The sequence below is a fragment of the Terrabacter sp. GCM10028922 genome (genome assembly GCF_042666095.1).
In the GTDB taxonomy this organism is placed as follows: domain Bacteria; phylum Actinomycetota; class Actinomycetes; order Actinomycetales; family Dermatophilaceae; genus Terrabacter.
The window spans coordinates 61,637-88,601 of sequence record NZ_JBHTFG010000016.1; the positions used below are offsets into that span (position 1 = coordinate 61,637).

Here is a 26,965-nt window from a genome sequence, read left to right on the forward strand (position 1 = left end):
TCGAGCCGCTCGCGGTTGAAGGCGTACGCGGCGCGGCCCGTGCCGAACGTCCACCATGCGCCGCGGAGGGCTTCCGACGGCAGGCGCACCGGGCGCCCGTCGTCACGGCGCCACTCGATGCGGCCCGAGGCCGACACACGGCGGACGTCGCGCCGGTCGAGCTGCGTCGTCGCGAGGGTGTTGTGCACGCGCAGGCTCGACGTCCCGAGGTCCACGCGGGCGGACCACGCACGCCAGCCCAGCCCGACCGCGAGGGCCAGGCACACGGCATACGTGACGGCGGTCGGCGTGGAGGGCGCCAGGCGGACGACCAGGCGTGCGACGAAGTAGCCGATGACGGGGCAGGCGAGCGCCGAGACGGCCCGGTGGCCGGCGGGCGCACGCAGGCGGCTCCGGCCGGTGCCCTCGTGCGTGCCACGCATGGGGCCGATCATAGGTCGATCGGCCCCGTGCGTGTGGTCGGGCGGGGCCGGCCGTCAGGGGCGGATCGCCGCCGCGGCTGCCACGACGTCGACGAGCCCGTGGCCCTTGTCGAACGACGTCGTCCCGTTGCCGGCCGGGTCGGTCACGTAGGCGGCGCCGTTGGCGTACTTGTACGCCGTGGCCTTGATCGCGGACTCGACCTGGGCCGGGGTGGCGTTCGGGTTCGCCTGGAAGAGCTGCGCGACGATGCCGGAGATGTGCGGCGTCGCCATCGACGTGCCGCTGATCGTGTTGTAGTCGCCGGCCTCCCTGGGGTCGCCGCCCGTCGAGCAGATCGGTAGGTAGGCCCGGCAGGAGGAGGTGATGTCCTCACCCGGAGCGGAGATGTCGGGGTAGGTCGAGAACTGGCCGGCCTTGCCCCGCGAGCTGAAATCGCTCACGGTGCCGCCCCGCGTGCCGGTGTTCTGGTCGAAGTACGACGCGACGGAGATGATGCCCCCGGTCGGGTCCTGGCCGGGCGGGTTGGAGAGGTTCTCGGAGCCGTCGCCACCGTCGTTGCCGTTGGCCCAGACCGTGACCACGCCCTCCTTGACGAGTGCACGCTGGAGCTTGACCGTGGCGGAGTTCTGGTCGAACCCGCCGCCGCCAGAGGGGCCGTAGGAGTTGCTCGTGACCTTGATCGGCGGGCAGGTGCTCGCCGGGACGCCGGCGCCACAGGGGGCGGCGTGGTTCTCCAGGACCCAGTTCAGGGCGGAGTCGGCGCCGACGATGAGCAGGACCGCGCCGGTGCCGAGGCTCACGATGCTCGCGCCGGGGGCGGCGCCGTGCATCTTCGTGCCGTCGGAGAGCGTCACGTCGCGTCCGGCGACGATACCCGACACGTGCATGCCATGCCCGCCCGCGGCGAGCAGGTCGGTGTCGAGGCTGCCGGCGTCGACGGGCTGGCACGGGAGCACCTCGAGCGGGTCGCAGACCATCTTGAGGTTCTTGACGACGGCGGAGCTGCCGTTGGCGTTGCGCAGGAAAGGATGCGTCGGGTCGACGCCGGAGTCGATCACCGCGACGCTGACACCGGAGCCGTCGAGGGCCTTGCCGTTCGCCCCCGTCAGCGTCGCCCGCGCCTCTGAGCCGCGGGTGGCGGTGTTGGACGTCGAGAGGAACAGGTCGATCGGCTCGTTGCCCTCGACGTAGGTGACGCCGGAGGCCGAGCGCACGGCGTCGATCTGGACGGGCAGACCCGCGGCGACGACGACGCCGATCTTGTCGAAGGAGTCGCGCACGACGAGCCCGGATGCCGTGGCGGCCCGCTTGGCGGTGGCGACGTCGGCCGCGTGGACCATGACGGTGGTCGGGGTGACGGCGGAGAGCTTCGACCAGCTCGCGGAGAGCCACGCGGACAGCGGGGCCTTGGCCTGGGACGATCCGAGCAGGCCCCCGACGGTGCCGGTCAGGCCATCCGACTGGGGTCCGGGCGCTGCCGGCGAGGCGGCTGCGACGGTGGCCGTGGTCAGCGCGGTCGCGGCTGCCAGGGTGACCGCTCCGAGGCGGAGGCGGCGGGACGTGGTCAAGCGCATGAGCTCCCTCTCTGCAGGGCCGCCCCACTGCAGTGGAGGGCGGCGACGTGCCCGTCCAACGAGGCGCGGCGCTCGGAGGTTACGGGTCGGTAGCCGGACGCACCCGGGGCCGCACCCCAAGACCGCGTGCACGACGGTCGGGCACCCCTGTCCACGCGCCCTAGAATCGGTGGGTGACTGCCTATCTCGACCACGCGGCGACGACGCCGATACTCCCTGCCGCGCTCGCGGCGATGACGGAGCAGCTCGCGGTCGTCGGCAACGCGTCGTCACTGCACCGCACCGGCCGGGCGGCGCGTCGAGCGGTCGAGGAGTCCCGCGAGAAGATCGCCCGCTGCCTGGGCGCCCGGCCCTCGGAGGTCGTCTTCACATCGGGGGGCACCGAGTCCGACAACCTCGCCGTCAAGGGCACCTACTGGGCCCGCCGCGACCGGGACCCCACGCGCGTCCGTCTGCTCGTCGGCGCAACCGAGCACCACGCCGTCCTCGACTGTGTCGAGTTCCTCGTCGCCCACGAGGGCGCGAAGGTGACCTGGCTCGACTGCACGCCCGAGGGGGTCGTCGAGCCCGCCAGCGTGCGTGCCGCCATCGAGGCCGACCCGGCGTCGGTCGCGCTCGTCTCGGTCATGTGGGCCAACAACGAGGTCGGCGCGGTCCAGGACGTCCGGGCCATCGCCGAGGTGGCGCACGAGTTCGACGTCCCCTTCCACACGGACGCCGTCCAGGCCGTCGGCCACCTGCCCGTCGACTTCGCCGCGAGCAGCGCGGACCTCATGTCGGTGACGGCGCACAAGCTCGGTGGCCCCATCGGCGTCGGCGCGCTCGTCGTGCGCCGCGAGGCCAGGCTCGTCCCGTTGAGCCACGGCGGAGGGCAGGAGCGCCAGGTGCGCTCCGGCACCCTCGACACCCCGGCGATCGTCGGCTTCGCCGCGGCCCTCGTCGAGGCCACTGCGGCGGTCGAGCTTGAGGCTGCCCGGCTCGTGGGACTGCGCGACGACCTCATCGAGCGTGCCATGGCGATATCGCCCGACATCCGTCCCGGCGGCAGGTGGCGACGCGGTGACGGCCAGAGTCGTCTCCCGGGCAACGCCCACCTGCTCGTGCCGGGTTGCGATGGCGACTCCCTGCTCTACCTGCTCGATGCGGCCGGCGTCTCGTGCTCGACGGGCTCCGCGTGCCAGGCCGGCGTGCCGCAGCCGAGCCACGTCCTGCTCGCCATGGGCGTACCCGAGAGCGACGCGCGCGGCGCGCTGCGACTGACCCTGGGGCACACGTCGACACAGGCCGACGTCGACACCTTCATCGAGGCGCTGCCCGCGGCCATCGAGCGGGCGCGCCGCGCGCGGGAGGCGACCGCATCGTGAGGATCGTCGCAGCCATGAGCGGCGGCGTCGACTCGGCGGTCGCCGCGGCCCGCATGCTCGACGCCGGCCACGAGGTCGTCGGTGTCCACCTGGCGCTGAGCCAGAGCGCAGCGACGCTGCGCGAGTCGGCCCGCGGCTGCTGCACCATCGAGGACGCCGGCGACGCCCGTCGGGTCGCCGACGTCCTGGGCATCCCGTTCTACGTGTGGGACATGGCCGCCCGGTTCAAGCGCGACGTCGTCGACGACTTCCGCGCCGAGTACGCCGCCGGGCGCACGCCCAACCCGTGCCTGCGCTGCAACGAGAAGATCAAGTTCGCGGCCCTGCTCGACAAGGCCCTCGCCCTCGGCTTCGACGCCGTGGCCACCGGGCACTACGCGCAGGTCGTCGAGACGTCCGACGGGCATCGGGGAGTGCGCCGGGAGCTGCACCGCGCCGTCGACTCGGCGAAGGACCAGAGCTACGTCCTCGGTGTGCTCGACGCCGAGCAGCTCGCCCGGTCGTTCTTCCCGCTCGGCGACACGACGAAGCCGCACATCCGCGAGGAGGCCGCCGAGCGCGGCTTCTACGTCGCGAGGAAGCCCGACAGCCACGACATCTGCTTCATCGCCGACGGTGACACCCGCGGCTGGCTGACGCGCGAGCTCGGCGAGGCGCCGGGCGAGATCGTCGACCCGAGCGGTGAGGTCGTGGGGCACCACGAGGGCGCCTTCGCCTACACCGTGGGGCAGCGGCGTGGGCTCGGCCTCTCGCGGCCCGGCGCCGACGGCCGGCCGCGCTACGTCGTCGAGGTCCGACCCGAGAGCAACCAGGTCGTCGTCGGCCCGGCCGACCTGCTCGGCGTCAACGCCATCACGGGCGACCACGCCCGCTGGTGCGGGCCTGCGCCCGAGGGGGTCGTCCGCGTCGGCGCGCAGGTGCGCGCGCACGGCGAGGAGCATGCCGCCTCGGCCTGGGCCGACGGCGACCGTGTCGAGGTGCGCCTCGAGGGCCGCGTCCGGGGCGTGGCGCCCGGGCAGTCCGTCGTGCTCTACGAGGGCACACGTGTCGTCGGGTCTGCCACGATCGCGGCGGCCCGCCTCGAGCGCACCCCTGTCCCCTGAGCCCGTCTTTGCCTGGCGCCTGCGGGTCGAGGTATGCCGTCGCGGCCGGCCGCCAGGAGCCACCTCGACCCGCGCTGGGCTCGGTCAGGTGAGGGATCTGGTCCAGGTGATGGTGCGGGCGCGGGGCCTGAATCCCAGCGAGCGGTAGAGGCGCTGCGGTCCCGGGTAGCCGTCGTCGCCGCGCGGGCTCACCTGCGCCACGGTCCCACCCAGTGTCGCCAGGTGGTGCAACGCCGCCAGCGTCACGGCGCCGGCAAGGCCACGCCCGCGGTGCTCCGGCACGCAGCCGACGGGCTCGACGAGACCGGCGCCGTGCGACTCGTCGAGCCACACGAGCACGGACGCCACCATTCGGCCCTCCGCGTCGACCGCGACCCAGTCGAGATCGGGCCGGTAGGGCCACGCGTCCATGAGCTGCCGGTAGGCCCGCTCGTCGACCTTCGACGGTCCGAAGTCCGACCACGACGCGGCGTGGACCGCCGCGCGTTCACGGGCCTCGTGGCGTTCGACGTGGCGGAAGCGGTAGCGCTCGAGGTCGGGGACCGGCAGCAGGTCCGCGAGGTCGACGGTGTGGTGGGTGAACCACGGCGCCGCAGGGTCCGGCACGAATCCCGCTGCAGCGAGGGCCTTCTCGGCGACATCGCCCTCCATGACGAGGGTGGACTGGCTCTCTGCGTCGCTCACCTCCTCGAACCAGTCGACCAGCTCGGCGGCGACGTCGGGACGTCCGGGGTCGACCTGCAGCTCCAGCCAGTCGGGGGCCTCGGCCCACCCGAAGCCCACGGTCTCGTCGCCGTCGGACCAGATCGCGATGGCCTCACCGTCGTCGAGGGCCGCCGGGTCGACCGGGCGGTAGTACCGGCTCCACGCGAGCTGCCCCGGGTGGAACCTGCTCGTGGGTGACCACAGGCGCGAGGCGAGGTCCTGCATCGCGCGCAGGTCATCGGGCCCGGCGAAGTCTCGACGTGTCACCCGCGACACGCTAGCCGCCCCGCGTGTCCGAGTCGTGACCGGTCGATGCACGTGATTCCGGCCCCGCTCAGGGTCACCCCTCGGCAGACTGTGGCGATGGGACAGGGGACGAGGACGGCGCTGGTCGCGTTGGTGACGGGGATCGCGGTGGCAGCGACGGGGGCGTGCGGCAGCCCTGACCGGACGCCCGGCGCAGACTCGACGAGCGTGCCCGGTGAGTGCCTGCACGTGGACGTGAACGGCTCCCCACGGTGGCAGGGCGGCACGATCTCCGCGCAGGTCTCGCAGCTCGGAGAAGAGCTGCAGCAGGTCGCCAACGAGCATCCCGACGAGTCGAGTGGAGTGGCGTTCTGCAGCGACGTGTCGAGCGTCGGGATCTACCTGTCACCAGCAAACGGCCCGACGAGGGCGAGGGCGGTCGAGCTGGCTCGAGCGCATCCGGCTCTCGTCCGCATCACGGAGGTGCCACACTCGCTGGCCGACCAGCTCGCCGCCATGGACACGATCCGGCGGCTTCCCGAGGGCTCCCCGATGATCGCGGGGTACGGCCCGGACGCTCGCACCGGTGGGCTGCACGTACGGATCGCTCCCCTCGACAGCAGCGCGGACGAGATCCGCGCCCAGAGCGGAGCCGACGTGGCCGCGGTGCGGGCGCGGATCGTCGCGGCCGTGGGACCGGACCTGCCGCTGTACTTCCAGGTGCGCGAGGCCGGCACCGCCGACGGGCTCGCCGGCTCCTAGCCGTGACACCAGCCGGGGTCTCCATCGCGCTGGTGCGGTGCGATCCGGGGCCGGCGCGCTGACGACCCTCCGTTCGCCGTACCTCTGCGACCGCTGCGTCTCTTGGCGGCTCGGTGCCACGGGCCCTCCGGCACCCGCCTAGGCTGGGCCGGTGACTCTCGCGACCGGCATCGGCTCCTGGCCCGGCACCTCCATCCGCGAGGCGCTCGCCCAGGTCCGCGAGCTGCTCGACGGCCACCTGCCCTACCTGCCGGAGCTGCCCGCACGAGGCCCGGGCGCCGACATGATCGGGCGCACGGCGGGTCTGCTCGTCGAGATGCCCGTCGACCTCCAGCCCGTCGGTTGGCGGCTCGTCGACCGCCCCGGCCTCGACGCCAACCGCACCGGTGCGTTCATGCGGGAGGACCTCGACGAGCTCGCCGAGGCCTTCGACGGGTACGCCGGAAGGCTGAAGGTGCAGGTCGTCGGCCCTTGGACCCTCAGCGCGAACGTGTGGCTCTCCCGCGGGGAGCGTGTCGTGGTTGACGCAGGCGCCCGCCGTGACCTCGTCGAGTCGCTCGCCGAAGGCATACGCGTGCACATCGCCTCCGTGCGCCGGCTCGTCCCCGGCGCCGAGATCGTGCTGCAGGTCGACGAGCCGTCGCTGCCCACGGTCCTGGCGGGGCGGCTGCCGACCTCGTCCGGTTTCGGCCGGCTGCCGAGCCTCGACCCGCAGCTGGCGGCGGCCGGGCTCAAGACCGTCCTCGCCGCCCACGACGGCGAGACCGTGCTGCACTGCTGCGCCGCCGACCCGCCGTTGCCGCTCCTGCGCGCGGCCGGACCGTCCGCCCTGTCGGTCGACACGTCCCTGCTGCGCCCACGCGGGTGGGAGGGCCTGGCCGTGGCGGTCGAGGACGGCATACGGCTGCATGCGGGAGCGGTGCCGACGGATGGATCCCTCACACGGCCGCAGGCCGTCGCCGACCGGCTCGTCGACGCCTGGCGCCGGATCGGGATGCCGTTCGCATCCCTCGCCGACCTCGTCGTCACACCGGCCTGCGGACTCGCGGGCGCATCACCCGAGCTGGCCCGCATCATCCAGGGCGCCGCCGTCGACACCGGCCGCGAGCTCGACGAACGAAGCGCCGACTGAACCGACGGACAAGGCCGGCCACCCGTGCAGGGTGACCGGCCTCACGTCGTGTGCGGACCGCGTCAGAGCGCGGAGCCCGCCTTCCACGTCGTCCAGCCGAGGTTCCAGTCTGCGTAGCCGTTGCCCATCGTCATCGGGCGGTTCGTGCCGGTGGTCTCGACGACGTCACCGATGCGCGTCTGCTCGTAGAGCCACTTGCCGTTGGCGTCGCTCATGCCCGTGCAGCCGTGGCTCACGTTGCGGTGGCCCTGGTCCTTGACCGACCACGGGGCGGTGTGGAGGAACTCGCCGGAGTTCGTCACGCGCATGGCGTACTTGACCGGGGTGTCCTCGTAGTACCCGTCGTCGCCCTCCTTGAGGCCGATCGTCTCCGCACGCATCGTGATGTTGGTCTGCTTGTCCATGATGACCTTGACGCCGGAGCGCGTGATGAACCCGGGCTGGCCGCCGGTGACGGGGATGCGCTTCGTCCACCTGCCGTTGATGAAGACGTCCATCTGGTGCGTCTTGAGGTTGACCTTGGCGACGAGCGCGCGGCCGATCGTGAAGTCGGACGTGCGGGACTGCTCGCCCCAGCGGCCGCCGCCTGCAGGGACGCCGTTGAGGTCGGCCTCGACGTGCACCTTCGTGCCGGCCTTCCAGTACGTCTTGGGGCGCCAGTGCGCCTCGCGTGACGACAGCCAGTACCAGGAGCCGGCCTGCGCGGGCGTCGAGGTGACCTTCATGTGCTTCTCGAAGCTCGCCTTGTCGACGACGGGCAGGTCGAAGCGGATGACGACGGGCATGCCGATGCCGACCGTGCCGCCGTCGCGCGGCGACACCGCCACGTAGACCTGTTCGTCGAGCGTGAGGTCGGCCGTGCGGAACGTCTTCTTCGACTCGGCCGTCTTGCCGTCGGAGTCGGTCGCCTCCATGACGAGGGTGTACTTGACCCCCGGCTCTAGCAGGTCGTCCGCGGTCCACGTGCCGCCCTTGAGCGTGCCGTCGACCTTGATCTTGTTGCCCCTCTTGCTCTTGTAGGAGAGCGAGGCCTTGGTGAGCGTGCCCTTCTCGGCGGACGCCGTGACGCGGGTGTCGACCGCCACGTCCTCGGCGTCGTCGTCGGGCGTCGTCGTGAAGACGACCGGGTCGGTCGTCGGCGTGGGAGCCTGCGTCGTGGTCTCGCCGGAGCCGGCGGACGAAGCGGTCTGCGCGCCGTTGTCGGCCGTGGCCGTGGCGTTGCAGGCCGTGGCGCCGAGCATGGCCAGGACGGCCATCCCCGAGACTGCGGCGGAACGGATGCTCAACTTCACGCGTGAATACCCTTCGCAGACGCGACGCCGGGCGACCCAGGGCGGGTCGGGGTGCGGCGCGTCGATAGTGACCCCGCCCAAGTGTCGCCGAAAGGGGGTCGATACTCCAAAACGGACGGCGAGTCCAAACCGTCAGCGTGTCGCCGCGTGCTCGAGCGTGCCCGAGGACTCCTCCGCGTCGTCCTCAGCGGGGGTTCAGGATGCGTTCCTCGGACGCACCTCCCGCCGGAGGATCTTGCCGGTCGGGCCCTTAGGGAGCTCATCGAGCGTCCACATGCGGCGGGGGTACTTGTAGGCCGCCAGCCGCTCCTTGACGAACGTCTGGACGTCGTCGAGGGTCGCGGTCGACCCGGGACGGAAGACGACGGCGGCGCCGACCTCCTCGCCCATGAGCTCGTCGGGGACGCCGACGACGGCGGCCTCGAGCACGTCGGGGTGCGTGTAGAGCACCTCCTCGACCTCGCGCGGGTACACGTTGAGGCCGCCGCGGATGATCATGTCCTTCTTGCGGTCCACGATCGTGTAGTAGCCCTCGTCGTCGACGGTCGCGAGGTCTCCGGAGCGGAACCAGCCGTCCGGGATGGCCTCCTGGGTCGCCTCGGGGCGGTTCCAGTAGCCCTTCATGATGTTCTCGCCGCGGATCGCGATCTCGCCGATCTCGCCGGCGGGAGTGTCGTTGCCCTCGAGGTCGACGAGCTTCATCTCGCAGCCGGGGATGGCCCGCCCGATCGTGCCTGGCTTCGTCGGCTTGTCCGGCATGTTGAACGAGGCGACCGGCGAGGTCTCGGACAGCCCGTACCCCTCGAGGATCTGGCAGTGGAACTTCTCCTCGAACGCCTTCATGACGGCCTCGGGCATCGCGGACCCGCCCGACGCGCAGGTGCGCAGGGTGCTCGTGTCGGCCTGGTCGGCGTTCGGGTGGTTGAGGATCGCGGCGTACATCGTCGGGACGCCCTGGAAGATCGTCACGCGGTCGCGGCCGAGCACCTCGATCGCCTTCGCGGGGTCGAAGCGGGGGATGAGCGTCAGGGTGCAGCCCTGCTGCACCGACGTGTTGAGCCCGCAGGTCAGGCCGAAGACGTGGAAGAGGGGCAGGCAGCCCATGATCACGTCGTCCTGCGTGATCTGCATGATGTCCGCGGCGGAGCGCTCGGCGTTGCGGTGCAGGTTGAAGTGGGTCAGCTCGGCGCCCTTGGGCTTGCCCGTCGTGCCGCTCGTGTAGAGGATCACCGCGGTGTCGTCGTCGGCGCGCTCGACCGGCTCGGTCACGGGGGCGCCCCCGGTCTCGGAGGCGTCGAACTGGCCGTCGGCTGGGCCCATCGGACCGCACACGACCAGTCGCGTGCCGGTCTCCGCCGCCGCCTTGCCCGCCTCGTCGGCGAAGTCGGGCCACACGAAGCTGAAGCGCGCACCGCTGTCCTCGTAGAAGTACTGGATCTCCCCGGACTTCAGCAGCGGGTTCATCGGCACGACGATGCCACCCGCGAGCAGGGTGCCGTAGAAGGCGATCGGGTACGCCGGCACGTTGGGCAGGATGAGCGAGACCCGGTCACCGGGCTCGAGACCGGCGGCGCGCAGCTGCCCCGCCACGGCGGCCGCGGCGCGGTGCAGTGCCGACCACGTCACCTCGAGCTGGTCGAGCTTGATGCCGACCTTGTCGGGAACGCGTGCCGCGGTCACGACCAGGTTGGCGGCGAGGTTGGTCATCTCTGCTCCTTTGCAGCGGGCGGGCTCGGGCCCATTGTCACCGCTGGTCCGGCCGCTGAACAGACCTGCCACGACGTGACGAGCGTCATCGATCCGTGAGGGTCGGGGGTGGCTGGCAGGATGAGCGCGTGAGCGAGAGCAGCAGCCCCACGCCCGTCACCGACGACGTCCCGAGCGAGGCCCACCAGGAGTGGGCCGACCTCGCCGAGCAGGCCGGCACGGCCCAGTTCGCCTACCACGTCAAGGACGCCCCCACGATCAGCGACGGCGAGTACGACCAGCTCATCCGTCGGCTCAACAGGCTCGAGGAGCAGTACCCGTCGCTGCGCACGCCCGAGAGCCCGACCCAGAACGTCGGTGGCGCCGCGTTCGCGACCGGTTTCGCGACCGTCGACCACCTCGAGCGCATGCTGAGCCTCGACAACGCGTTCTCGTTCGAGGAGCTGCGTGCCTGGGCCGAGCGGGTGGAGCGCGAGGTCGGTGCGGGCGCGCACTACCTGTGCGAGCTGAAGATCGACGGGCTCGCCGTCAACCTGCTCTACGAGGGCGGCCGGCTGGTCCGCGCGCTCACCCGGGGCGACGGCCGCACGGGGGAGGACGTCACGAACAACGTGCGCACCATCCGCGGCATCCCCGAGCGCCTGACCGGCGACGGTGTGCCCGACCTCGTCGAGATCCGCGGTGAGGTGTTCTTCCCGACGGCAGCCTTCGCCGACCTCAACGCGAGCCTCGTCGAGGCCGGCAAGGCGCCGTTCGCGAACCCCCGCAACGCGGCCGCCGGCTCACTGCGCCAGAAGGACCCGAAGATCACCGCCTCGCGCCCGCTGCAGATGCTCGTGCACGGCGTCGGCGCCAGAAGGGGCTTCGAGGTCGAGCGGCAGAGCGGTGCGTACGCGGCCCTTCAGGCTTGGGGTCTGCCGACCTCCGCCGAGTTCCGCGTGCTCGACGACGTCGCCGACGTCGAGGCGTTCGTCACCCACCACGGTGAGCACCGGCACGACCGCCTGCACGAGATCGACGGCATCGTCGTCAAGGTCGACGAGGTGCCGCTCCAGCGCCAGCTCGGCTCGACGTCGCGTGCGCCGCGGTGGGCCATCGCGTTCAAGTACCCGCCCGAGGAGGTCAACACCAGGCTCCTCGACATCCGGGTCAACGTGGGCCGCACCGGCCGGGTCACCCCCTACGGCGTCATGGAGCCGGTCGTCGTCGCGGGCTCCACCGTCGAGCAGGCCACGCTGCACAACCCGTACGAGGTGGAGCGCAAGGGTGTGCTCATCGGCGACACCGTGGTGCTGCGCAAGGCCGGCGACGTCATCCCCGAGATCGTCGGGCCCGTCGTCGACCTGCGCGACGGCACAGAGAGGGCGTTCGTCATGCCGACGGAGTGCCCGGCCTGCGGCACGCCTCTCGCGCCGGAGAAGGAGGGTGACAAGGACATCCGCTGCCCGAACTCCCGCACGTGCCCGAGTCAGCTGCGAGAGCGCGTCTTCGCCCTTGCCTCGCGGGGCGCCCTCGACATCGAGGCCCTCGGCTGGGAGGCGGCGATCGCGCTCACCGACCCCGAGCTCGACAGGCCCGACGACGCGACGGAGCCGCCCGCCACCCCGGTGCTGCCTGGCGAGGCAGGCCTGTTCGACCTGACGCCCGACGACCTGCGTGACGTGCGGGTGTGGCGGCGGCGCAAGGTCAAGGGCGTGCCGGGTCCGTGGCAGCAGGAGCTCTACTTCTTCACCAAGCCCACCGCGAAGACGCCGTCGAAGCCGCGCGCCAACACCGAGGTGCTCCTCGCCGAGCTCGAGAAGGCGAAGTCACAGCCACTCTGGCGCGTGCTCGTCGCCCTCTCGATCCGCCACGTCGGCCCCACCGCGGCCCGCGCGCTCGCCAGCCACTTCGGCTCGATGGACGCCATCCGCGCCGCGAGTCGCGAGGAGCTGGCGCATGTCGAGGGCGTCGGAGGCGTCATCGCCGACGCCGTCATCGAGTGGTTCAAGGTCGACTGGCACGTCGAGATCGTCGAGCGCTGGGCGGCCGCCGGGGTGCGGATGGTCGACGAGGTCGACGCGTCGGCGCCGCGCACGCTCGAGGGCAAGACGGTGGTCGTCACCGGCTCGCTCGATGGCTTCTCGCGCGACGAGACGAAGGAGGCGATCATCAGCCGCGGCGGCAAGGCCGCCGGGTCCGTCTCGAAGAGCACCGACTTCGTCGTCGTCGGTGCCAACGCCGGCTCCAAGGCGGCGAAGGCCGAGGAGCTCGGGCTGACGGTCCTCGACGAGGACGGCTTCCGCCGGCTCCTCGAGACGGGCTCGCCCGACTGACCCCGACCGGACCCGACCGACCGCGCCGTGCACGCGCTCATGTGTGCCCACCCCACAGAACCGCGGCAGGTGTGTGGGTCCCCACCGTCCTTTCGCCGTGCCGCCCTCCTAGGCTTGCCCGAAGTTTCCGGTTCCACCGACGGAACCACCGACGGAGACGACGCCGCCCGCCAGGTCGGCGAATCGCTGACTCAGCGCGACGCACGAGGAGGTGCAGGTCTTGACGGGTACCCCGTTGCTCGAGACCCGAGCCCTGACCAAGGAGTTCCGAGGTTTCCGGGCCGTCTCGGACGTCGACCTGTCGGTCGCGCGGGGCACGGTCCATGCCCTGGTCGGGCCCAACGGCGCAGGCAAGACCACGCTGTTCAACCTCCTCACCGGGTTCCTGTCACCGACCTCGGGCACCGTGCTCTTCGACGGTCAGGACATCACCGGTCGCGCGCCCGAGCAGATCGCCCCGCTCGGCATCGCCCGCTCCTTCCAGATCACGAGCCTCTTCGAGGCCATGAGCCTGGCCGAGCACCTCGAGCTCGCACTCGCCAGCCCGACCGGCATGGGGAAGCAGTGGTGGCGCTCGGTCACCCGCCTGTCGGTGTTCCGGAACCGGGCGATGGACCTGCTCGAGCAGGTCGGGCTCGCCGACCGCGCCGGAGCGCCCGCGTCCTCGCTCGCCTACGGCCAGAAGCGCGCGCTCGAGCTGGCCATCGCGATGGCGCTCGACCCGAAGCTGCTCCTGCTCGACGAGCCCACCGCCGGCATGGGCATCGAGGACGTCGACCGCACCATCGCGCTCGTCAAGCAGCTCTCCGTCGGACGCACGGTCGTGTTCGTCGACCACAACATGCACGTCGTCGGCTCCCTCGCCGACCAGGTCACCGTGCTCCAGTCCGGACAGGTGCTCGCGGAGGGGCCCTACGAGCAGGTGCGCGCCGACGAGCGGGTCATCACGGCATACCTCGGAGCAACCCATGACTGACGACACGGCCAGCGCCCGGAGCACGGGTCGCGCCGCCGGCGCCACGACCGCGACGGCGAACGCCCCTGCGCCGGAGCGCCGCTCGCCGATGCTCGAGGTGGCCGGCCTGTCCGCCTGGTACGGCGAGGCCCGCGTCCTGTCGGACGTCACCATCGACGTCGGTCCGGGCGAGGTGGTCACCCTCGTCGGCCGCAACGGCGCCGGCAAGACGACGCTGCTGCGCTCCGTCATGGGCCTGCACCGCCAGACCGAGGGCGCCGTCACGCTCGACGGCGCCGACCTCGGCAAGCGGTCCGCCGATGCCCGGGCCCGGGCCGGCATCGGCTGGGTGCCCGACGACCGCGGCATCTATGCGAGCCTCACGGTCGGCGAGAACCTCCTGCTGCCACCGGTCGTCCACCCGGACGCGTGGCCCCTCGAGCGGGTCTACGAGTTCTTCCCGGTCCTTCACGAACGCCGCGACTTTCCCGGCACGAGGCTCTCGGGCGGCGAGCAGCAGATGCTCGCGATGGCCCGGGTCCTGCGGATGGGCTCGCGCCTGCTGCTGCTCGACGAGCCGAGCGAGGGCCTCGCGCCCGTCATCGTCCAGCGCATCGGCGAGATCATCCGCGAGATCAAGGGCCAGGGGGTCGGCGTGCTCCTCGTCGAGCAGAACGTGAAGTTCGCCTCTACCGTCGCCGACCGGCACTACCTGCTCGCACAGGGACAGGTCGTCGAGCACCTCGGCAACGACGACTTCAGGGCTCGCGAGGGCGAGCTGCTCACGTATCTCGGGATGTGAGCCCCCGCCGTCCGGCCGACCCGTGGCCGCCGCAGCACACGCCAGCACGCGTCGGCCCAACGCACCCGACCTCTCGTCACACCCGCACACCCGTCACATCTCGTCACACCCCGTCACAACCCCAGGAGGGGACATGCGAAGCAGGACAGTCCAGGGCTCGGTCGCGATCGCCGCGACCGCCTCTCTCGCGCTCGCCGCGTGCGGCGGCGCCGGCGGCCCGCAGTCAGGCGGCTCGAGCAAGCTCACCGACGACAAGGTCGTCATCGGCCTGATCAACGACCAGTCCGGCGTCTACAAGGACCTCTCCGGCCCCAACTCGAAGACGGCCATCGAGCTCGCCATCGAGGACTACAAGGCCAAGTACGGCGACAAGGCCGTCGCGAAGACCGTCGAGGTGGTCACGGCCGACCACCAGAACAAGGCCGACATCGCCAACTCCAAGGCGCAGGAGATGTACGACCGGCAGAAGGCCGACATCATCCTCGACGTGCCGAACTCCGCCGCTGCGCTCGCCGTGGCGACCCAGGCGGCGAACAAGAAGAAGCTGTACATCAACATCGGTGCCGGCACGACGGCCCTCACCGGCGAGAAGTGCAACAGGTACACCTTCCACTGGGCGTACAACACCGCCGTCCTCGCGCGCGGCACCGCCGGCACGATCACGAAGGAGGGCGGCACCTCCTGGAACATCGTCTACCCCGACTACGCGTTCGGGCAGGACATGAATAAGTCGTTCACCAAGGAGGTCACCGGTGCCGGCGGCTCCGTCGGGCAGTCGATCGCCTCGCCGTTCCCGAGCGACAACTTCGCGACCTTCATCACGAAGGCCGGTGTGGGCAGCCCGAAGGTCGTCGGCTCGATGCACGCCGGCGGCGACCTCATCAACTTCGTCAAGCAGTTCAACCAGAGCCCGCTCAAGGGCAAGGTCCAGCTCGCCGTCGGCCTGATGTTCATCACCGACATCCACTCCCTGGGCGTCGACCAGTTCGCCGGCACGCAGTTCACCGACGCGTGGTACTGGAACTTCGACGAGCAGAACAAGAAGTGGGCCGACCGGTTCAAGCAGAAGACGAACACGCGTCCGTCCTTCGCGCACGCCGCCAACTACTCGGCCGCGCTGAACTACCTCGAGGCCGTCCAGACGGCCGGCACCGACGACGCGGACAAGGTCGTCGGCACGCTCGAGGGCAAGAAGATCAACGACGTGTTCCTGCGCAACGGCGAGGTCCGCAAGGCCGACCACGCCGTGACCCACGACGTCTACCTCGCGAAGGTCAAGAGCTCCGCGCCCGAGGAGTGGGACTACGAGGACATCGTCAAGACCATCCCGGCCGCCGAGGCGTACGGCGATGCCAACCCCGCCTGCTCGATGAGCTGACCTCCCAGCCCGAACGCCGTCCGGCCGCCCCCACCAGGCCGCGCCGGACGGCATACGGCGCCGGGGCGTGCCTGCCTGATCGACCGCGAACCGAGCGAGAGACATGAGCGAATTCATCCAGTACACCCTCCAGGGGCTCGCCGCCGGAGGCTTCTACGCCCTGTCGGCGCTCGGCCTCGCCGTCATCTTCGGCGTCCTCGGTGTCGTCAACTTCTCCCACGGCGCCTGCTACATGCTCGGTGCCGTCATCTCCGCGGTGCTCCTCGCCGAGCTGCACGTCGGGTTCTGGGTCGCGCTGCTCGTCGTGCCGATCCTCATGTTCGGCTTCGGTGTCCTCATGGAGCGGCTGCTCGTGCGCTGGCTCCTCGCGCTCGACCCGCTCTACAACTTCCTGCTGACCTTCGGCCTGACCCTGATCCTCGTCGAGGCGGTCAAGCAGCGCTACGGCGTCTCCGGCCTCCCCTACGAGGTGCCGGCCGGGCTCGGCGGCCAGGTCGGCATCGGCAGTGTCAACCTGTCGGTCTACGCGATCTTCGCGTGCCTGTTCTCGGTCGTCGTGTGCGTGGGCGTGGGCCTGGCCCTGACGAGGACGCGGATCGGGATGATCGTGCGGGCGGCGACAGAGGCGCCCGAGCGCACGCGAGCCCTGGGCATCGACGTCGGCCGCTGGGTGACGCCGGTCTTCGGCTTCGGCATCGCGCTGGCGGGCCTGGCGGGTGTCCTCGCGGCGCCGACGCGCGCGATCACGGCGGAGATGGGCAGCAACTTCATCATCATCCTGTTCGCGGTCGTCGTCATCGGCGGCCTCGGCAGCATCCTCGGGGCGGTGGTCGCGGGATTCCTCGTCGGGCTCGTCGAGGCCTATGGCATCGCCTACGCACCCACGTACGCCCAGATCGTCATCTTCGTGCTCATGGCGCTCGTCGTCCTCGTCCGGCCCTCGGGGCTCTTCGGACGGGAGGAGGTCGCATGAGCGAGCAGCTGACCGCCAAGGTGGACGTCGACCTGGCCCAGCCCTCGATCCTGTCGCGGCGGAGCCCCCTGCGCTACGTCATGCTGCTCGGCGGTCTCGTCGTCGCGGTGCTGCTGCCGTACTGGATCTACCCGCCGGTCGCGATGGACATCCTCTGCTGGGGGCTCTTCGCCATCAGCGTCGACCTGCTTCTCGGCTTCACCGGCCTGCTCAGCTTCGGGCACGCGGCGTTCTGGGGTGGCTCGGCGTACTGCACCGGCCTCATCGCGACCCACTGGGGAGTGCCGTTCCCCGTCGCCGTCCTGGGTGGCGCCGTCTTCTCGATGGTCATCGCGTGGCCCATCGGCTACCTGTCGGTGCGGCGCACCGGCATCTACTTCGCGATGGTCACCCTCGCGTTCGCGCAGATGCTCTACTTCATCGCCAACCAGGCCCGTGAGCTGACCGGTGGCGAGAACGGCCTGCAGGGCATCCCCAGGAGCTTCTTCGGCATCGAGCCCGTCGAGACGGACCCGTTCTACTTCTACTACGTCGGCGCCGCTCTGGTCCTCCTCGGCGTGCTCGTCGCCTGGCGGGTCGTCAACTCGCCCTTCGGGCGTGTGCTGACGGCCGTGCGCGACAACCCGGCCCGCGCCCGCGCGCTCGGCTACGACGTTGAGAGGTACAAGATCAAGGCGTTCGTCATCTCGGCCGGCCTCGCGGGCCTCGCGGGTGGCGTCTTCGCCATCAGCCACCAGTTCGCCTCGCTCCAGGAGCTGATGTGGACGACGTCGGGCAAGGTCGTGCTCGTCACGGTGCTCGGCGGCATCGGCACCCTGTGGGGCGGCTTGGCCGGCGCCGGCGTCGTGGTGACCCTGGAGGACTACCTCGCGAGTTCGGGCTTCGAGGGCATCGGCCTCATCACCGGGACGATCTTCGTGGTCATCGTCCTGCTGTTCCGCCACGGCATCTGGGGTACGGGCCGCAACGTGCTGCGCCGCCGCGTGCTCGACCGGCGCCGCAGGCCGCGCAGCTGACTGCCCCCGGGCGGGTCGATGTATTCGCGTGCTGTTCCAGCGAACGCGAATACATCGACCCGGCAGGGGCTGCCTCGGGGCAGGGGCGACGTCAGGGGGTGAGGAGGCGGCGGGCGACGCGGCCGACGACGAGCCAGGCGACTGCTCCGAGACCCCAGTTGACGACAGCGTTCTTGACGACGGCGCCGTCACCGGTGAACTGCTTGACCCCGGCATTGCGGCTGAAGACCCCCAGGTCGGCCCAGTCGGCGGCCCGCAGGACCGCTTCGACGAGCGCGTTTCGGGTGTTCGCCTCGAGCACGACGAGCACCGCACCCAGCAGCAGCGCCGTCGCCGCGAGCAGGCAGGCGAACCACACGAGCTCACCGAGCACGGTGCGCACGCGGGCGATGCCCGCCACTGTCAGGGACGCAGCCCGGCGCGCGCCGGCGCGCAGGTCGGGTGAACGGCGGCCGGTCTCGGCCTTGGCCGCGGCCCGGTCCGTCGGCTCACTCGTCGCCCGGCTTGTGGGCTCACTCGCGGGCTTGCCCGTGGGCTCACCCGCCGTGGGCTGTTCCGCGGTGGCGGCCCCATCGGGGGGCGTGGTCTTCGTCGTGCTGGCGGGGCTCGTCATCGAGGGTCTCCTTGGCTGTCCCGTACCGGTCGTGGCTCTGCCGTGCCCAACGAGCGAACCCGGTCCCAAGACACGCCCCGGTCCGCCCGGGTTCGACCGCATCGGCCACTCGAGCGCGTGGTCGGTTCGGTTCCGTCGGCCCCATAGACTGGCCCGCATGTCCTCCCTGTCCCGCGAAGACGTAGCCCACTTGGCCGGCCTCGCCCGCATCGAGCTCTCCGACGCCGAGCTCGACCGCATGGTGGGTGAGCTCGCGGTCATCCTCGAGTCCGTGGCCAAGGTCCAGCAGGCCCCGACCGACGGCGTGGCCCCGATGTCGCACCCGATGCCGCTGACCAACGTGACCCGCCCCGACGTGGTGCGTCCGAGCCTCGGCGCCGAGGCCGCGCTCGCCGGCGCCCCCGAGGCCGAGCAGCAGCGCTTCTCCGTGCCGCGCATCCTCGACGAGGACTGAGCCACCGCGGCTGCCTGCGTATGCCGTCGGGCCGAGCACCCGGCATACGCCGCCCTCACGGGCAGCACGAACCCTCCTGCAGCAGAACCGAACCGAAGGCAACGACGTGACCGACCTGCCAACCGACCTGACCCGGGCCACCGCCGCCGCCTTGGCCGACGCGCTCGCGACCAAGACGATCTCGTCCGTCGAGGTGACCCAGGCGCACCTCGACCGCATCGCCGCCGTCGACGGCCAGGTGCACGCGTACCTCCACGTCGACTCCGAGGGCGCCCTCGCGCAGGCGCGCGCCATCGACGAGCGCCGCGGCGCCGGTGAGAGCCTCAGCACCCTCGCCGGAGTGCCCATCGCCGTCAAGGACGTCATGACGACGAAGGGCCTGCCCACGACGTGCGGCAGCAAGATCCTCGAGGGCTGGATCCCGCCGTACGACGCGACCGTCGTCACGAAGCTGCGTGAGGCGGGCCTACCGATCCTCGGCAAGACGAACATGGACGAGTTCGCGATGGGCTCCTCGACCGAGCACTCCGCGTACGGGCCATCGCGCAACCCGTGGGACCTCGAGCGCATCCCGGGTGGCTCGGGCGGTGGCTCGAGCTCGGTGCTCGCCTCGTTCCAGGCGCCGCTCGCCACCGGCACCGACACGGGTGGCTCGATCCGCCAGCCCGCAGCCGTGACGGCGACGGTCGGCACGAAGCCGACCTACGGCGGCGTCTCGCGCTACGGCCTCGTCGCCCTCGCGAGCTCGCTCGACCAGGCCGGCCCGTGCGGTCGCACCGTCCTCGACACGGCGCTGCTCCACGCCGTCATGGGCGGCCACGACCCGATGGACTCCACGTCGATCGACGCACCCGTGCCCCCGGTCGTCGAGGCAGCGCGCGCCGCCGACGTGCGCGGCATGCGCGTCGGCGTCGTCAAGGAGCTCGGTGGCACGGGCTACCAGCCCGGCGTCCGCGCCCGCTTCGACGAGTCCGTGGCGCTTCTGGAGGAGCTCGGGGCCGAGGTCGTCGAGGTCAGCTGCCCCAACTTCGACTACGCCCTGGCGGCCTACTACCTCATCCTGCCGAGCGAGGCCTCGAGCAACCTCGCGAAGTTCGACGCGATGCGCTACGGCCTGCGCGTGCTGCCCGACGGCGTCGACGACCCGAGCGCCGAGCAGGTCATGGCCGCCACACGCGACGCGGGCTTCGGCCCCGAGGTCAAGCGCCGGATCATCCTCGGCACCTACGCCCTGAGCTCCGGCTACTACGACGCGTACTACGGCTCGGCGCAGAAGGTCCGCGCGCTCATCGCGGAGGACTTCGCCAACGCGTACGAGAAGGTCGACGTGCTCGTCAGCCCGACCGCGCCGACCACAGCGTTCAAGCTCGGTGACAAGCTCGAGGACCCGATGGCCATGTACCTCAACGACATCGCCACCATCCCGGCCAACCTTGCCGGCGTGCCCGGCATGTCGATCCCGTCGGGTCTCGCCGACGAGGACGGCCTGCCCGCCGGCATCCAGATCCTCGCGCCGGCCACGAAGGACGAGCGGCTCTACTCGGTGGGCGCCGCCCTCGAGGCCGCGCTGCTCGACCGCTGGGGCGGACCGATTCTCGACCGCGCGCCCGAGCTGGGTGGCGTCGCTGCTGCGAAGGGAGCCTGACATGACCGCCATCGCGACCGACGCCGTCATGGACTACGACGAGGCCATGACGAAGTTCGACCCCGTCATGGGCCTCGAGGTCCACGTCGAGCTGCACACGGCGACCAAGATGTTCTGCGGCTGCCCCACCGGCTTCGGGGCAGAGCCGAACTCGCAGGTGTGCCCGGTCTGCCTCGGCCTGCCGGGAGCTCTCCCCGTCGTCAACGAGAAGGCGGTCGAGTCGGCCATCCGGATCGGTCTCGCGCTCAACTGCGAGATCGCCGAGTGGTGTCGCTTCGCCCGGAAGAACTACTTCTACCCGGACATGCCGAAGAACTTCCAGACCTCGCAGTACGACGAGCCCATCGCGTACGGCGGTCACCTCGACGTCGAGCTCGAGGACGGCAGCATCTACCGCGTCGAGATCGAGCGCGCCCACATGGAGGAGGACACCGGCAAGTCGCTGCACATCGGCGGTGCCACCGGCCGCATCCACGGCGCCGACCACTCGCTCGTCGACTACAACCGTGCCGGCATCCCGCTCATCGAGATCGTCACGAAGCCGATGGTCGGGGCGGGGGAGCGCGCACCCGAGGTGGCCAAGGCGTACGTCTCCGCCCTGCGTGACCTGCTGCGGGCGCTCGACGTCAGCGACGTGAAGATGGAGCAGGGCTCGATGCGCTGCGACGCCAACGTCTCGCTCCGCCCGAAGGTCGGTGACCCGCTGAGCAGCGAGCAGCTCGCCGTCCCGTTCGGCACGCGCACCGAGACGAAGAACGTCAACTCCCTGCGATCCGTCGAGCGGGCCGTGCGCTACGAGATCTCCCGCCACGCCGTGATCCTCGACACCGGCGGCTCGATCCTGCAGGAGACGCGCCACTGGCACGAGGACACCGGAGTCACGACGTCCGGTCGCGTCAAGTCCGACGCCGAGGACTACCGCTACTTCCCCGAGCCCGACCTCGTGCCCGTCGCGCCGACCCGCGAGACCGTCGAGGCGCTGCGCGCCACCCTGCCCGAACCCCCCGGACAGCGCCGGAAGCGCCTCCAGTCCGACTGGGGCTACAGCGACCTCGAGATGCGCGACGTCATGAACGCAGGGGCGGTCGAGCTCATCGAGGAGACCGTCGCTGCGGGCGCGAGCGCGGGCGCGGCCAAGAAGTGGTGGCTCGGTGAGCCGTCGCGCCGCGCGAACGCCGAGGGCCAGGACATCGTCACGTATGCCGCCGAGCTCGGTCTCACGCCCGCGCACGTCGCAGAGCTCGACGGACTCGTCACGTCGGGTCGGCTCAACGACTCCATGGCGCGACAGGTGCTCGACGGCGTGCTCGCGGGGGAGGGCACGCCGACGGCCGTGGCCGATGCCCGCGGCCTCGAGCTCGTCCAGGACGACGGCGCCCTCGAGGCCGCCGTCGACAAGGTCATCGAGACCAACCCCGACGTCGCCGCGAAGATCCGCGACGGCAAGGTGCAGGCGGCCGGCGCCCTCATCGGGCAGGTCATGAAGGAGATGAAGGGCCAGGCCGATGCCGGCAGGGCCCGCGAGCTCATCCTCGCCAAGCTCCAGTAACCGTCGAGAGGCCACGTCTCGTGGCCTCACGTCGGGCGAGAGGCCAGTTCACGCCCCCTGACGGGGGCAGGAACTGGCCTCTCGACGGTCCGGGGTCAGCGCTTCCCGCCGCCGAGGAGTCCCCCGAGAAGACCGCCGAGGATGTCGCCGGCGCCGCCGGACGACGAACCGCCGCCGCCACCGCCGAGGACCTGGCCGAGGATGTCCTGCAGGGGGTTCGAGCCGCTCGAGGCGGTCCCTGTCGAGGTCGCGCTGCCGGGCGCCTGCACCGGACCGCTCCCGGCTCCGGCACCGCCGGGGAACAGCGCACCGCCGTCGGTCGCCCCCGAGGATCCCGATGCGCCGCCCGCGCCCTGGGCGCCGCCGAGCATGCCGCCGAGACCGCCTTGGCCCATCCGGTTGGCGAGCCACGACAGGACGATGGGGGCGAGGATCGGCAGCAGCTTCTGGACGAGGCCACCGGAGGAGCCGCCGAGCCCGCCGAGCTGGTTCACGACCTGGTCGGTGTTCTCGCCGAAGATGTTGCCGACGATGGCCCGGCCGTCCCTCTCGTCGACGTCGTCGAGGCCGCCGATCGTGCCCTGGTGGTCGGACAGTGCGGCGAGCAGGGAGTCCGCGCCGGCCGGGTCGGAGGCGTTGGCCTGTAGTCCACCGAGCAGGGCGGGGAGGGCGCTCTCGGCCGCCTGCCGCACCTCGTCGCGCTCGACCCCGAGCTGGCTCGCCAGCTCGTCGATCGGTACCTGGTCCAGGATCTCGTCGTACGAAGCCATCGTGCCCTCCTCGTCACGGGCGGCGCCGCTGCCGCCTCCTGTTCGACAGGCTAGTCACGCGGCAGTGGTCACGGGTGGCCCGCGCCGGTCCGGTCGTGGCCGCCCAGGCCGGTCAGCGTGCCCCGACGTCGGCGAGCGGCAGGGAGATGAGCCGGTCGGCTCCGTCGTTGTTGCTCGTCGTGATCCAGGCCCGACCGGCCACGAACGCGATGTCGCGGATGCGGCCATAGGTGCCCTGTAGCAGCCGCGTCGACTGCCCCACGGTGCCGTCGGCGTTGACCGGCACACGCCACACCGACTCTCCGCGGAGCGCGGCCATGTACACCGCGCCGTCGGGCCCGACCGCGATGCCGCTGGGCGACATGTCGGACGTCGCCCACTGCGCGACCGGGTCGACGAAGTCAGGGTCGCCGCCGCGGCCCTCGACCTCGGGCCAGCCATAGTTCTTGCCGGGCTCGATGAGGTTGAGCTCGTCGAAGGTGTTCTGCCCGAACTCGCTGGCCCACAGGCGGTTTCGGCGGTCCCAGGCGAGACCCTGGACGTTGCGGTGACCGTAGGACCAGATGGGGGAGCCGCCGAACGGGTTGCCGGGTGCCGGTTCACCGTCAGAGGTGATGCGCAGGATCTTGCCGCCGAGCGAGTCGAGGTTCTGCGACAGAGCAGTGTCACCGGCCTCTCCGGTGCCGACGTAGAGATAGCCGTCGGGCCCGAAGGCGATGCGGCCCCCGTTGTGGTTCCGCCCCCGTGGGATGCCGGAGAAGATGACGTCGGGCTCACCGAGCCGGCCGTCGCGCCAGGGCACCGACGCGATGCGGTTGTCGCTCTCCGTGGAGTAGTACGCGTAGACGACGGGGTCGGCCTCGAAGTCGTCCCTAACGGCGAGGCCGAGCAGGCCGCCCTCGCCCTCAGTGCGCGTGATCGGCAGCCGCCCGGCCACGCCGGCCTTGCCACCTGAACCCGGCCTGGGCAGGTGGTAGACGTCCCCCGTGTTGCGCTCGCTGACGAGGGAGCTGCCGTCGGGCAGCACCGCGACCGACCAGGCGATGTCGATCCCGCCGAGCAACGTGACCGGGCCGGCGGGTTGGCGTGCCGGAGCGCTCGTCGTCGTGCCCGACGTCGTCGACGTCGTCGTGCTCGACCCGGTCGTCGTGGTCGACGCCGTCGCGCTCGTGTCGCTGACCCCAGGGCTCGTGGACGAGTCCGTCGGCCTAGCCGTCGAGCACGCGGTCGAGACGAGGGCGACGGCGACGACGACGGCAAGGGCACGGCCGATCGATCGGGAAGGATGCGGCATACCTCATTGTGTCCCAGACATCCTGTGCGTCGCGGTTTGCTCTAGGCGCCGCGCCGCTCGAGGCTCTCGACGAGCTCGGCCCGTACGTCTGGGTGTCCGACGCCCGCCTCGACGACCCGGTGAGCCGCGGCGACGTCGCCCGTGAGGGCACGGAAGAGCACGAGCAGGTCGACGTCGTGGTCGGGTCGTTCGATCTCGATGTCCGCCCCGGTCCGCACGGTCCCGGGGGCGACGACCGACAGGTACGCGCCGGTCCGGCCGGCCTCCGTGAACCGCCGCACCCAGCGAGGCTCACCCATGTGCGCGGCGAACGTCGCGCACGGGATGCGCGGCACCTCGACGCGCAGCACGACGTCGCCGACCCGCCACAGCTCGCCGACACGCGCATGCGTCGTGTCGACGCCGAGCGTCGTGACGTTCTCGCCGAATCCGCCTGGGACGATGGGTCGCCCGATCTGTCGCTCCCAGTACTCCTGATCCTCCCGGGGATACGCGTAGACCGCCTGGAGTGCGCCGCCGTGGTGCTTCGGGTTGCCGATCTCGTCGCCGACGACTCCGCTGCCGAGGCCGCCGTGCTTCGGCCCGGGGTCGCGCACCTCGAAGGAGTCGACGGGTTTCTTGTCGATGGCCGTCGGTCGGCCACCGCCGGGGGTCGGGGTGCGCCGACCCGAGCTGAGCGACAGGACGTGCGGGCGGGTGATCACCTGCGCGAGCCTAGTCACGTGGCAGTGGACTCCCGCCGTGGTCCTCGCGGTCGTCATCTAGCGTGGCCGCATGGCTGCCACCCCGCTCGTCGTGTCCGTGCCCGATCGCGAGTACGCCGAGGCGCTCGCCGACCTGGACGGGGTCGACGTCGTCGTCTGGGACATGGCGCAGCCGCACGAGCGGGGTGCCGACATCCGGCTCGCCGTCATGCCGTACATGACCCGGCTCCGACTGGCCGACATCGCGCGCGGGCTCGATGCACTCGAGGTCGTCCAGCTCCAGAGCGCGGGATACGAGGAGTTCCTGCCTGATGTGCCGAAGGGCGTCACGCTGTGCAATGCGGCCGGGGTGCACGACGCGTCCACGGCCGAGCTGGCCCTGACTCTGACGCTTGCCTCGATCCGCGACATCCCGAAGTTCGTTGAGTCGCAGGCGCGTTCGACGTGGGAACCACTCGTGCTGCGCTCGGCTCTGGCCGACAGCCGCGTGCTCGTGGTCGGCTACGGCCAGATCGGGCGGGCGATCGCACGTCGCTTCGCGCCGTTCGAGGTGTCGCTCACCGCCGTCGCGTCACAGGCCCGCGCCGGCGACGACGTGGTGCCGCACGTCCACGGCATCGACGAGCTGCCCGACCTGCTGCCCGATCACGACGTCGTCGTGGTCATCGTGCCGCTCTCCGACGCGACGCGCGGGCTCTTCTGCGCCGCGACCCTCGGTCGTATGCCGGACGGCGCCCTCCTCGTCAACGTCGCCCGCGGGCCCGTCGTCGACACCGACGCCCTCGTTGCCGAGTGCGCGTCCGGGCGGCTACGCGCCGCGCTCGACGTCACCGCCCCCGAGCCCCTGCCTGCGGACCACCCGCTCTGGACGACTCCGGGTGTGCTCGTCACGCCGCACATCGGCGGAGCGACCCAGGCCATGCGTCCGCGGGCGAAGGCGCTCGTGCGTCGACAGGTGCAGGCGATGCTCGCAGGTCGACCGCCCGTCAACGCGGTCAACCGGGCAGGCTGAGCGCCCGCCCACACCGCGACCGAGCCGTTCGGACGCTGGGCCACGGCCCGAACCCTTGTCCCGCTCTCGGGCATAGTGGACACTGTCAACATGACCGAGACCATCGTTGCCATCGGCACGCGCAAGGGGCTCTGGATCGCCCGCAGCACCGATCGGCAGGACTGGAGCATCGAAGGCCCGCACTTCCTCATGAGCGAGGTCGCGTCGGTCGCCGTCGACACCCGCGAGGGACGCTCGACCGTCCTCGCCGGCGTGAAGTCATGGCACTGGGGACCGACGGTCCAGGCGTCGACCGACGGCGGTCGCACGTGGACCGAGAGCGCCGATCGCGCTCTCGCCTTCCCGACCGACACCGACACCGCGCTCGAGCGCGTCTGGCAGCTCACGCCCGATCCCAACGACTCCGACGTCGTCTGGGCCGGTGTCGAGCCGCACGCCCTCTTCAAGAGCACCGACCGCGGTGAGCACTACGAGCTCGTGCGCGGCCTGTGGGACCACCCGCACCGACCCACGTGGGAGCCCGGCTTCGGCGGGGGAGCGGTGCACACGATCCTGCCCGAGCCGGGCAACCCCGAGTCGCTGCTCGTCGCGATGAGCACCGGCGGCGTCTACCGATCCGGTGACGGCGGCGACACCTGGGCGCCGAGCAACCCCGGCATCCGTGCGGGGTTCATGCCCGACAACGAGTTCCCCGAGTACGGCCAGTGCGTGCACAAGGTGGCGCGCGGGCAGGGTGAGGGAGAGTTCTTCGCGCAGAACCACAACGGCGTCTATCGCTCCCACGACAACGGCGCGAGCTGGGACTCCATCGCCGACGGGCTCCCCACCGACTTCGGCTTCACGATCCTGGCCCACCCGCGCAAGCCCGGGGTCGTGTGGGTCGTTCCCGTCGCCGACGGTGGCGAGCGCATCCCGCCGGACGCACAGCTGCAGGTCCAGCGGTCCGACGACGCGGGCGCGACCTGGCGTCAGCTGGCCACGGGCCTTCCCGACCACAGCTACACGTGCGTGCTGCGCGATGCCGCGTCGCTCGACTCGGCAGACCCGGTCGGCGTCTACCTCGGCACACGCAACGGTGACGTGTTCGCGTCGGCCGACGAGGGGGAGTCGTTCCAGCGCATCGCCACCCAGCTGCCCGACGTGCTCGTCGTCCGCGCCGCCCAGCTCGCCTGAGTAC

General features: G+C 71.4%; 24 protein-coding genes. 15 read left to right on the forward strand and 9 right to left on the reverse strand.

Annotated elements, in window-relative coordinates:
* Together ACFQU3_RS15735 and ACFQU3_RS15740 are read right to left on the reverse strand one after the other, a co-directional pair.
* Positions 1-422 (reverse strand): hypothetical protein (locus ACFQU3_RS15735; RefSeq protein ID WP_385911407.1); only part of this gene is annotated, 422 nt, incomplete at its 3' end.
* 54 nt (positions 423-476) lie between these two features.
* The gene (locus ACFQU3_RS15740) at positions 477-1,997 is read right to left on the reverse strand and encodes a S8 family serine peptidase (RefSeq protein ID WP_385911409.1); all 1,521 of its coding nucleotides are present in this window, start codon (positions 1,995-1,997) and stop codon (positions 477-479) included.
* A gap of 173 nt (positions 1,998-2,170) precedes the next feature.
* Here ACFQU3_RS15740 and ACFQU3_RS15745 point away from each other — a divergent pair, with 173 nt between their 5' ends.
* Together ACFQU3_RS15745 and mnmA are read left to right on the forward strand one after the other, a co-directional pair.
* The gene (locus ACFQU3_RS15745) at positions 2,171-3,361 is read left to right on the forward strand and encodes a cysteine desulfurase family protein (RefSeq protein WP_385911411.1); all 1,191 of its coding nucleotides are present in this window, start codon (positions 2,171-2,173) and stop codon (positions 3,359-3,361) included.
* On the forward strand, positions 3,358-4,464 hold the full coding sequence (mnmA, locus tag ACFQU3_RS15750) for a tRNA 2-thiouridine(34) synthase MnmA (RefSeq protein ID WP_385911413.1): 1,107 nt from the start codon (positions 3,358-3,360) through the stop codon (positions 4,462-4,464). The genes ACFQU3_RS15745 and mnmA overlap by 4 nt, the downstream gene beginning before the upstream one ends.
* Positions 4,465-4,548: 84 nt before the next feature.
* On the opposite strand, the gene ACFQU3_RS15755 is transcribed toward mnmA, so the two are convergent.
* The gene (locus tag ACFQU3_RS15755; RefSeq protein ID WP_385911414.1) at positions 4,549-5,436 is read right to left on the reverse strand and encodes a GNAT family N-acetyltransferase; all 888 of its coding nucleotides are present in this window, start codon (positions 5,434-5,436) and stop codon (positions 4,549-4,551) included.
* Positions 5,437-5,532: 96 nt separating this feature from the next.
* Between ACFQU3_RS15755 and ACFQU3_RS15760 the strand changes: the two genes are divergently transcribed.
* Both ACFQU3_RS15760 and ACFQU3_RS15765 read left to right on the forward strand, forming a co-directional pair.
* Positions 5,533-6,177 (forward strand): hypothetical protein, encoded by a 645-nt coding sequence (locus ACFQU3_RS15760; RefSeq protein WP_385911416.1) that lies wholly within the window; start codon positions 5,533-5,535, stop codon positions 6,175-6,177.
* Positions 6,178-6,328: 151 nt separating this feature from the next.
* Positions 6,329-7,309 carry a methionine synthase gene (locus tag ACFQU3_RS15765; RefSeq protein ID WP_385911418.1) on the forward strand — a complete coding sequence of 327 codons (981 nt, stop codon included), beginning with the start codon at positions 6,329-6,331 and terminating at the stop codon, positions 7,307-7,309.
* A 62-nt stretch (positions 7,310-7,371) separates the two neighbouring features.
* On the opposite strand, the gene ACFQU3_RS15770 is transcribed toward ACFQU3_RS15765, so the two are convergent.
* Together ACFQU3_RS15770 and ACFQU3_RS15775 are read right to left on the reverse strand one after the other, a co-directional pair.
* Complete coding sequence (locus ACFQU3_RS15770; protein WP_385911420.1) at positions 7,372-8,601, reverse strand: Ig-like domain-containing protein; 1,230 nt, start codon at positions 8,599-8,601, stop codon at positions 7,372-7,374.
* A 195-nt stretch (positions 8,602-8,796) separates the two neighbouring features.
* Positions 8,797-10,308 carry a long-chain fatty acid--CoA ligase gene (locus tag ACFQU3_RS15775; protein ID WP_385911422.1) on the reverse strand — a complete coding sequence of 504 codons (1,512 nt, stop codon included), beginning with the start codon at positions 10,306-10,308 and terminating at the stop codon, positions 8,797-8,799.
* A gap of 128 nt (positions 10,309-10,436) precedes the next feature.
* Here ACFQU3_RS15775 and ligA point away from each other — a divergent pair, with 128 nt between their 5' ends.
* The 6 genes from ligA (at position 10,437) to ACFQU3_RS15805 (ending at position 17,747) form a co-directional block, all read left to right on the forward strand.
* A complete protein-coding gene (gene ligA / locus ACFQU3_RS15780) occupies positions 10,437-12,623 on the forward strand; it encodes an NAD-dependent DNA ligase LigA (RefSeq protein ID WP_385911424.1) in 2,187 nt (728 codons plus the stop codon).
* Positions 12,624-12,834: 211 nt separating this feature from the next.
* Positions 12,835-13,599 (forward strand): ABC transporter ATP-binding protein, encoded by a 765-nt coding sequence (locus tag ACFQU3_RS15785; RefSeq protein ID WP_385911426.1) that lies wholly within the window; start codon positions 12,835-12,837, stop codon positions 13,597-13,599.
* Complete coding sequence (locus tag ACFQU3_RS15790; protein WP_385911428.1) at positions 13,592-14,380, forward strand: ABC transporter ATP-binding protein; 789 nt, start codon at positions 13,592-13,594, stop codon at positions 14,378-14,380. Before ACFQU3_RS15785 ends, ACFQU3_RS15790 begins: the two co-directional genes overlap by 8 nt.
* A 133-nt stretch (positions 14,381-14,513) precedes the next feature.
* On the forward strand, positions 14,514-15,758 hold the full coding sequence (locus ACFQU3_RS15795; RefSeq protein ID WP_385911430.1) for an ABC transporter substrate-binding protein: 1,245 nt from the start codon (positions 14,514-14,516) through the stop codon (positions 15,756-15,758).
* 103 nt (positions 15,759-15,861) lie between these two features.
* Positions 15,862-16,731, forward strand: coding sequence for a branched-chain amino acid ABC transporter permease (locus ACFQU3_RS15800; RefSeq protein WP_385911432.1), 870 nt, complete (start codon positions 15,862-15,864; stop codon positions 16,729-16,731).
* Entirely contained in the window at positions 16,728-17,747 is a 1,020-nt protein-coding gene (locus ACFQU3_RS15805; protein ID WP_385911434.1) for a branched-chain amino acid ABC transporter permease, read from the forward strand. The genes ACFQU3_RS15800 and ACFQU3_RS15805 overlap by 4 nt, the downstream gene beginning before the upstream one ends.
* Positions 17,748-17,838: 91 nt before the next feature.
* On the opposite strand, the gene ACFQU3_RS15810 is transcribed toward ACFQU3_RS15805, so the two are convergent.
* On the reverse strand, positions 17,839-18,360 hold the full coding sequence (locus tag ACFQU3_RS15810; protein WP_385911436.1) for a hypothetical protein: 522 nt from the start codon (positions 18,358-18,360) through the stop codon (positions 17,839-17,841).
* 157 nt (positions 18,361-18,517) lie between these two features.
* On the opposite strand from ACFQU3_RS15810, the gene gatC reads away from it, so the two are divergent.
* The 3 genes from gatC to gatB all read left to right on the forward strand — a co-directional run bounded on the left by gatC (position 18,518) and on the right by gatB (position 22,008).
* Complete coding sequence (gene gatC, locus ACFQU3_RS15815) at positions 18,518-18,814, forward strand: Asp-tRNA(Asn)/Glu-tRNA(Gln) amidotransferase subunit GatC (protein ID WP_385911438.1); 297 nt, start codon at positions 18,518-18,520, stop codon at positions 18,812-18,814.
* Positions 18,815-18,929: 115 nt separating this feature from the next.
* Positions 18,930-20,459, forward strand: a complete 1,530-nt coding sequence (gene gatA / locus ACFQU3_RS15820; RefSeq protein WP_385911711.1) for an Asp-tRNA(Asn)/Glu-tRNA(Gln) amidotransferase subunit GatA — start codon at positions 18,930-18,932, stop codon at positions 20,457-20,459.
* Position 20,460: 1 nt separating this feature from the next.
* Complete coding sequence (gene gatB / locus ACFQU3_RS15825) at positions 20,461-22,008, forward strand: Asp-tRNA(Asn)/Glu-tRNA(Gln) amidotransferase subunit GatB (protein ID WP_385911440.1); 1,548 nt, start codon at positions 20,461-20,463, stop codon at positions 22,006-22,008.
* Positions 22,009-22,103: 95 nt separating this feature from the next.
* On the opposite strand, the gene ACFQU3_RS15830 is transcribed toward gatB, so the two are convergent.
* The 3 genes from ACFQU3_RS15830 to ACFQU3_RS15840 form a co-directional block, all read right to left on the reverse strand.
* Complete coding sequence (locus ACFQU3_RS15830) at positions 22,104-22,778, reverse strand: DUF937 domain-containing protein (RefSeq protein ID WP_385911442.1); 675 nt, start codon at positions 22,776-22,778, stop codon at positions 22,104-22,106.
* A 112-nt stretch (positions 22,779-22,890) separates the two neighbouring features.
* Entirely contained in the window at positions 22,891-24,072 is a 1,182-nt protein-coding gene (locus ACFQU3_RS15835; protein WP_385911444.1) for a PQQ-dependent sugar dehydrogenase, read from the reverse strand.
* A gap of 41 nt (positions 24,073-24,113) precedes the next feature.
* Positions 24,114-24,776, reverse strand: a complete 663-nt coding sequence (locus tag ACFQU3_RS15840; RefSeq protein ID WP_385911446.1) for an MOSC domain-containing protein — start codon at positions 24,774-24,776, stop codon at positions 24,114-24,116.
* A 70-nt stretch (positions 24,777-24,846) separates the two neighbouring features.
* Between ACFQU3_RS15840 and ACFQU3_RS15845 the strand changes: the two genes are divergently transcribed.
* Together ACFQU3_RS15845 and ACFQU3_RS15850 are read left to right on the forward strand one after the other, a co-directional pair.
* Positions 24,847-25,788: a 2-hydroxyacid dehydrogenase gene (locus ACFQU3_RS15845; RefSeq protein WP_385911448.1), complete on the forward strand. Its 942-nt coding sequence runs from the start codon at positions 24,847-24,849 to the stop codon at positions 25,786-25,788.
* 90 nt (positions 25,789-25,878) lie between these two features.
* Positions 25,879-26,961: a WD40/YVTN/BNR-like repeat-containing protein gene (locus ACFQU3_RS15850; protein ID WP_385911450.1), complete on the forward strand. Its 1,083-nt coding sequence runs from the start codon at positions 25,879-25,881 to the stop codon at positions 26,959-26,961.
* Positions 26,962-26,965: the final 4 nt, after the last annotated feature.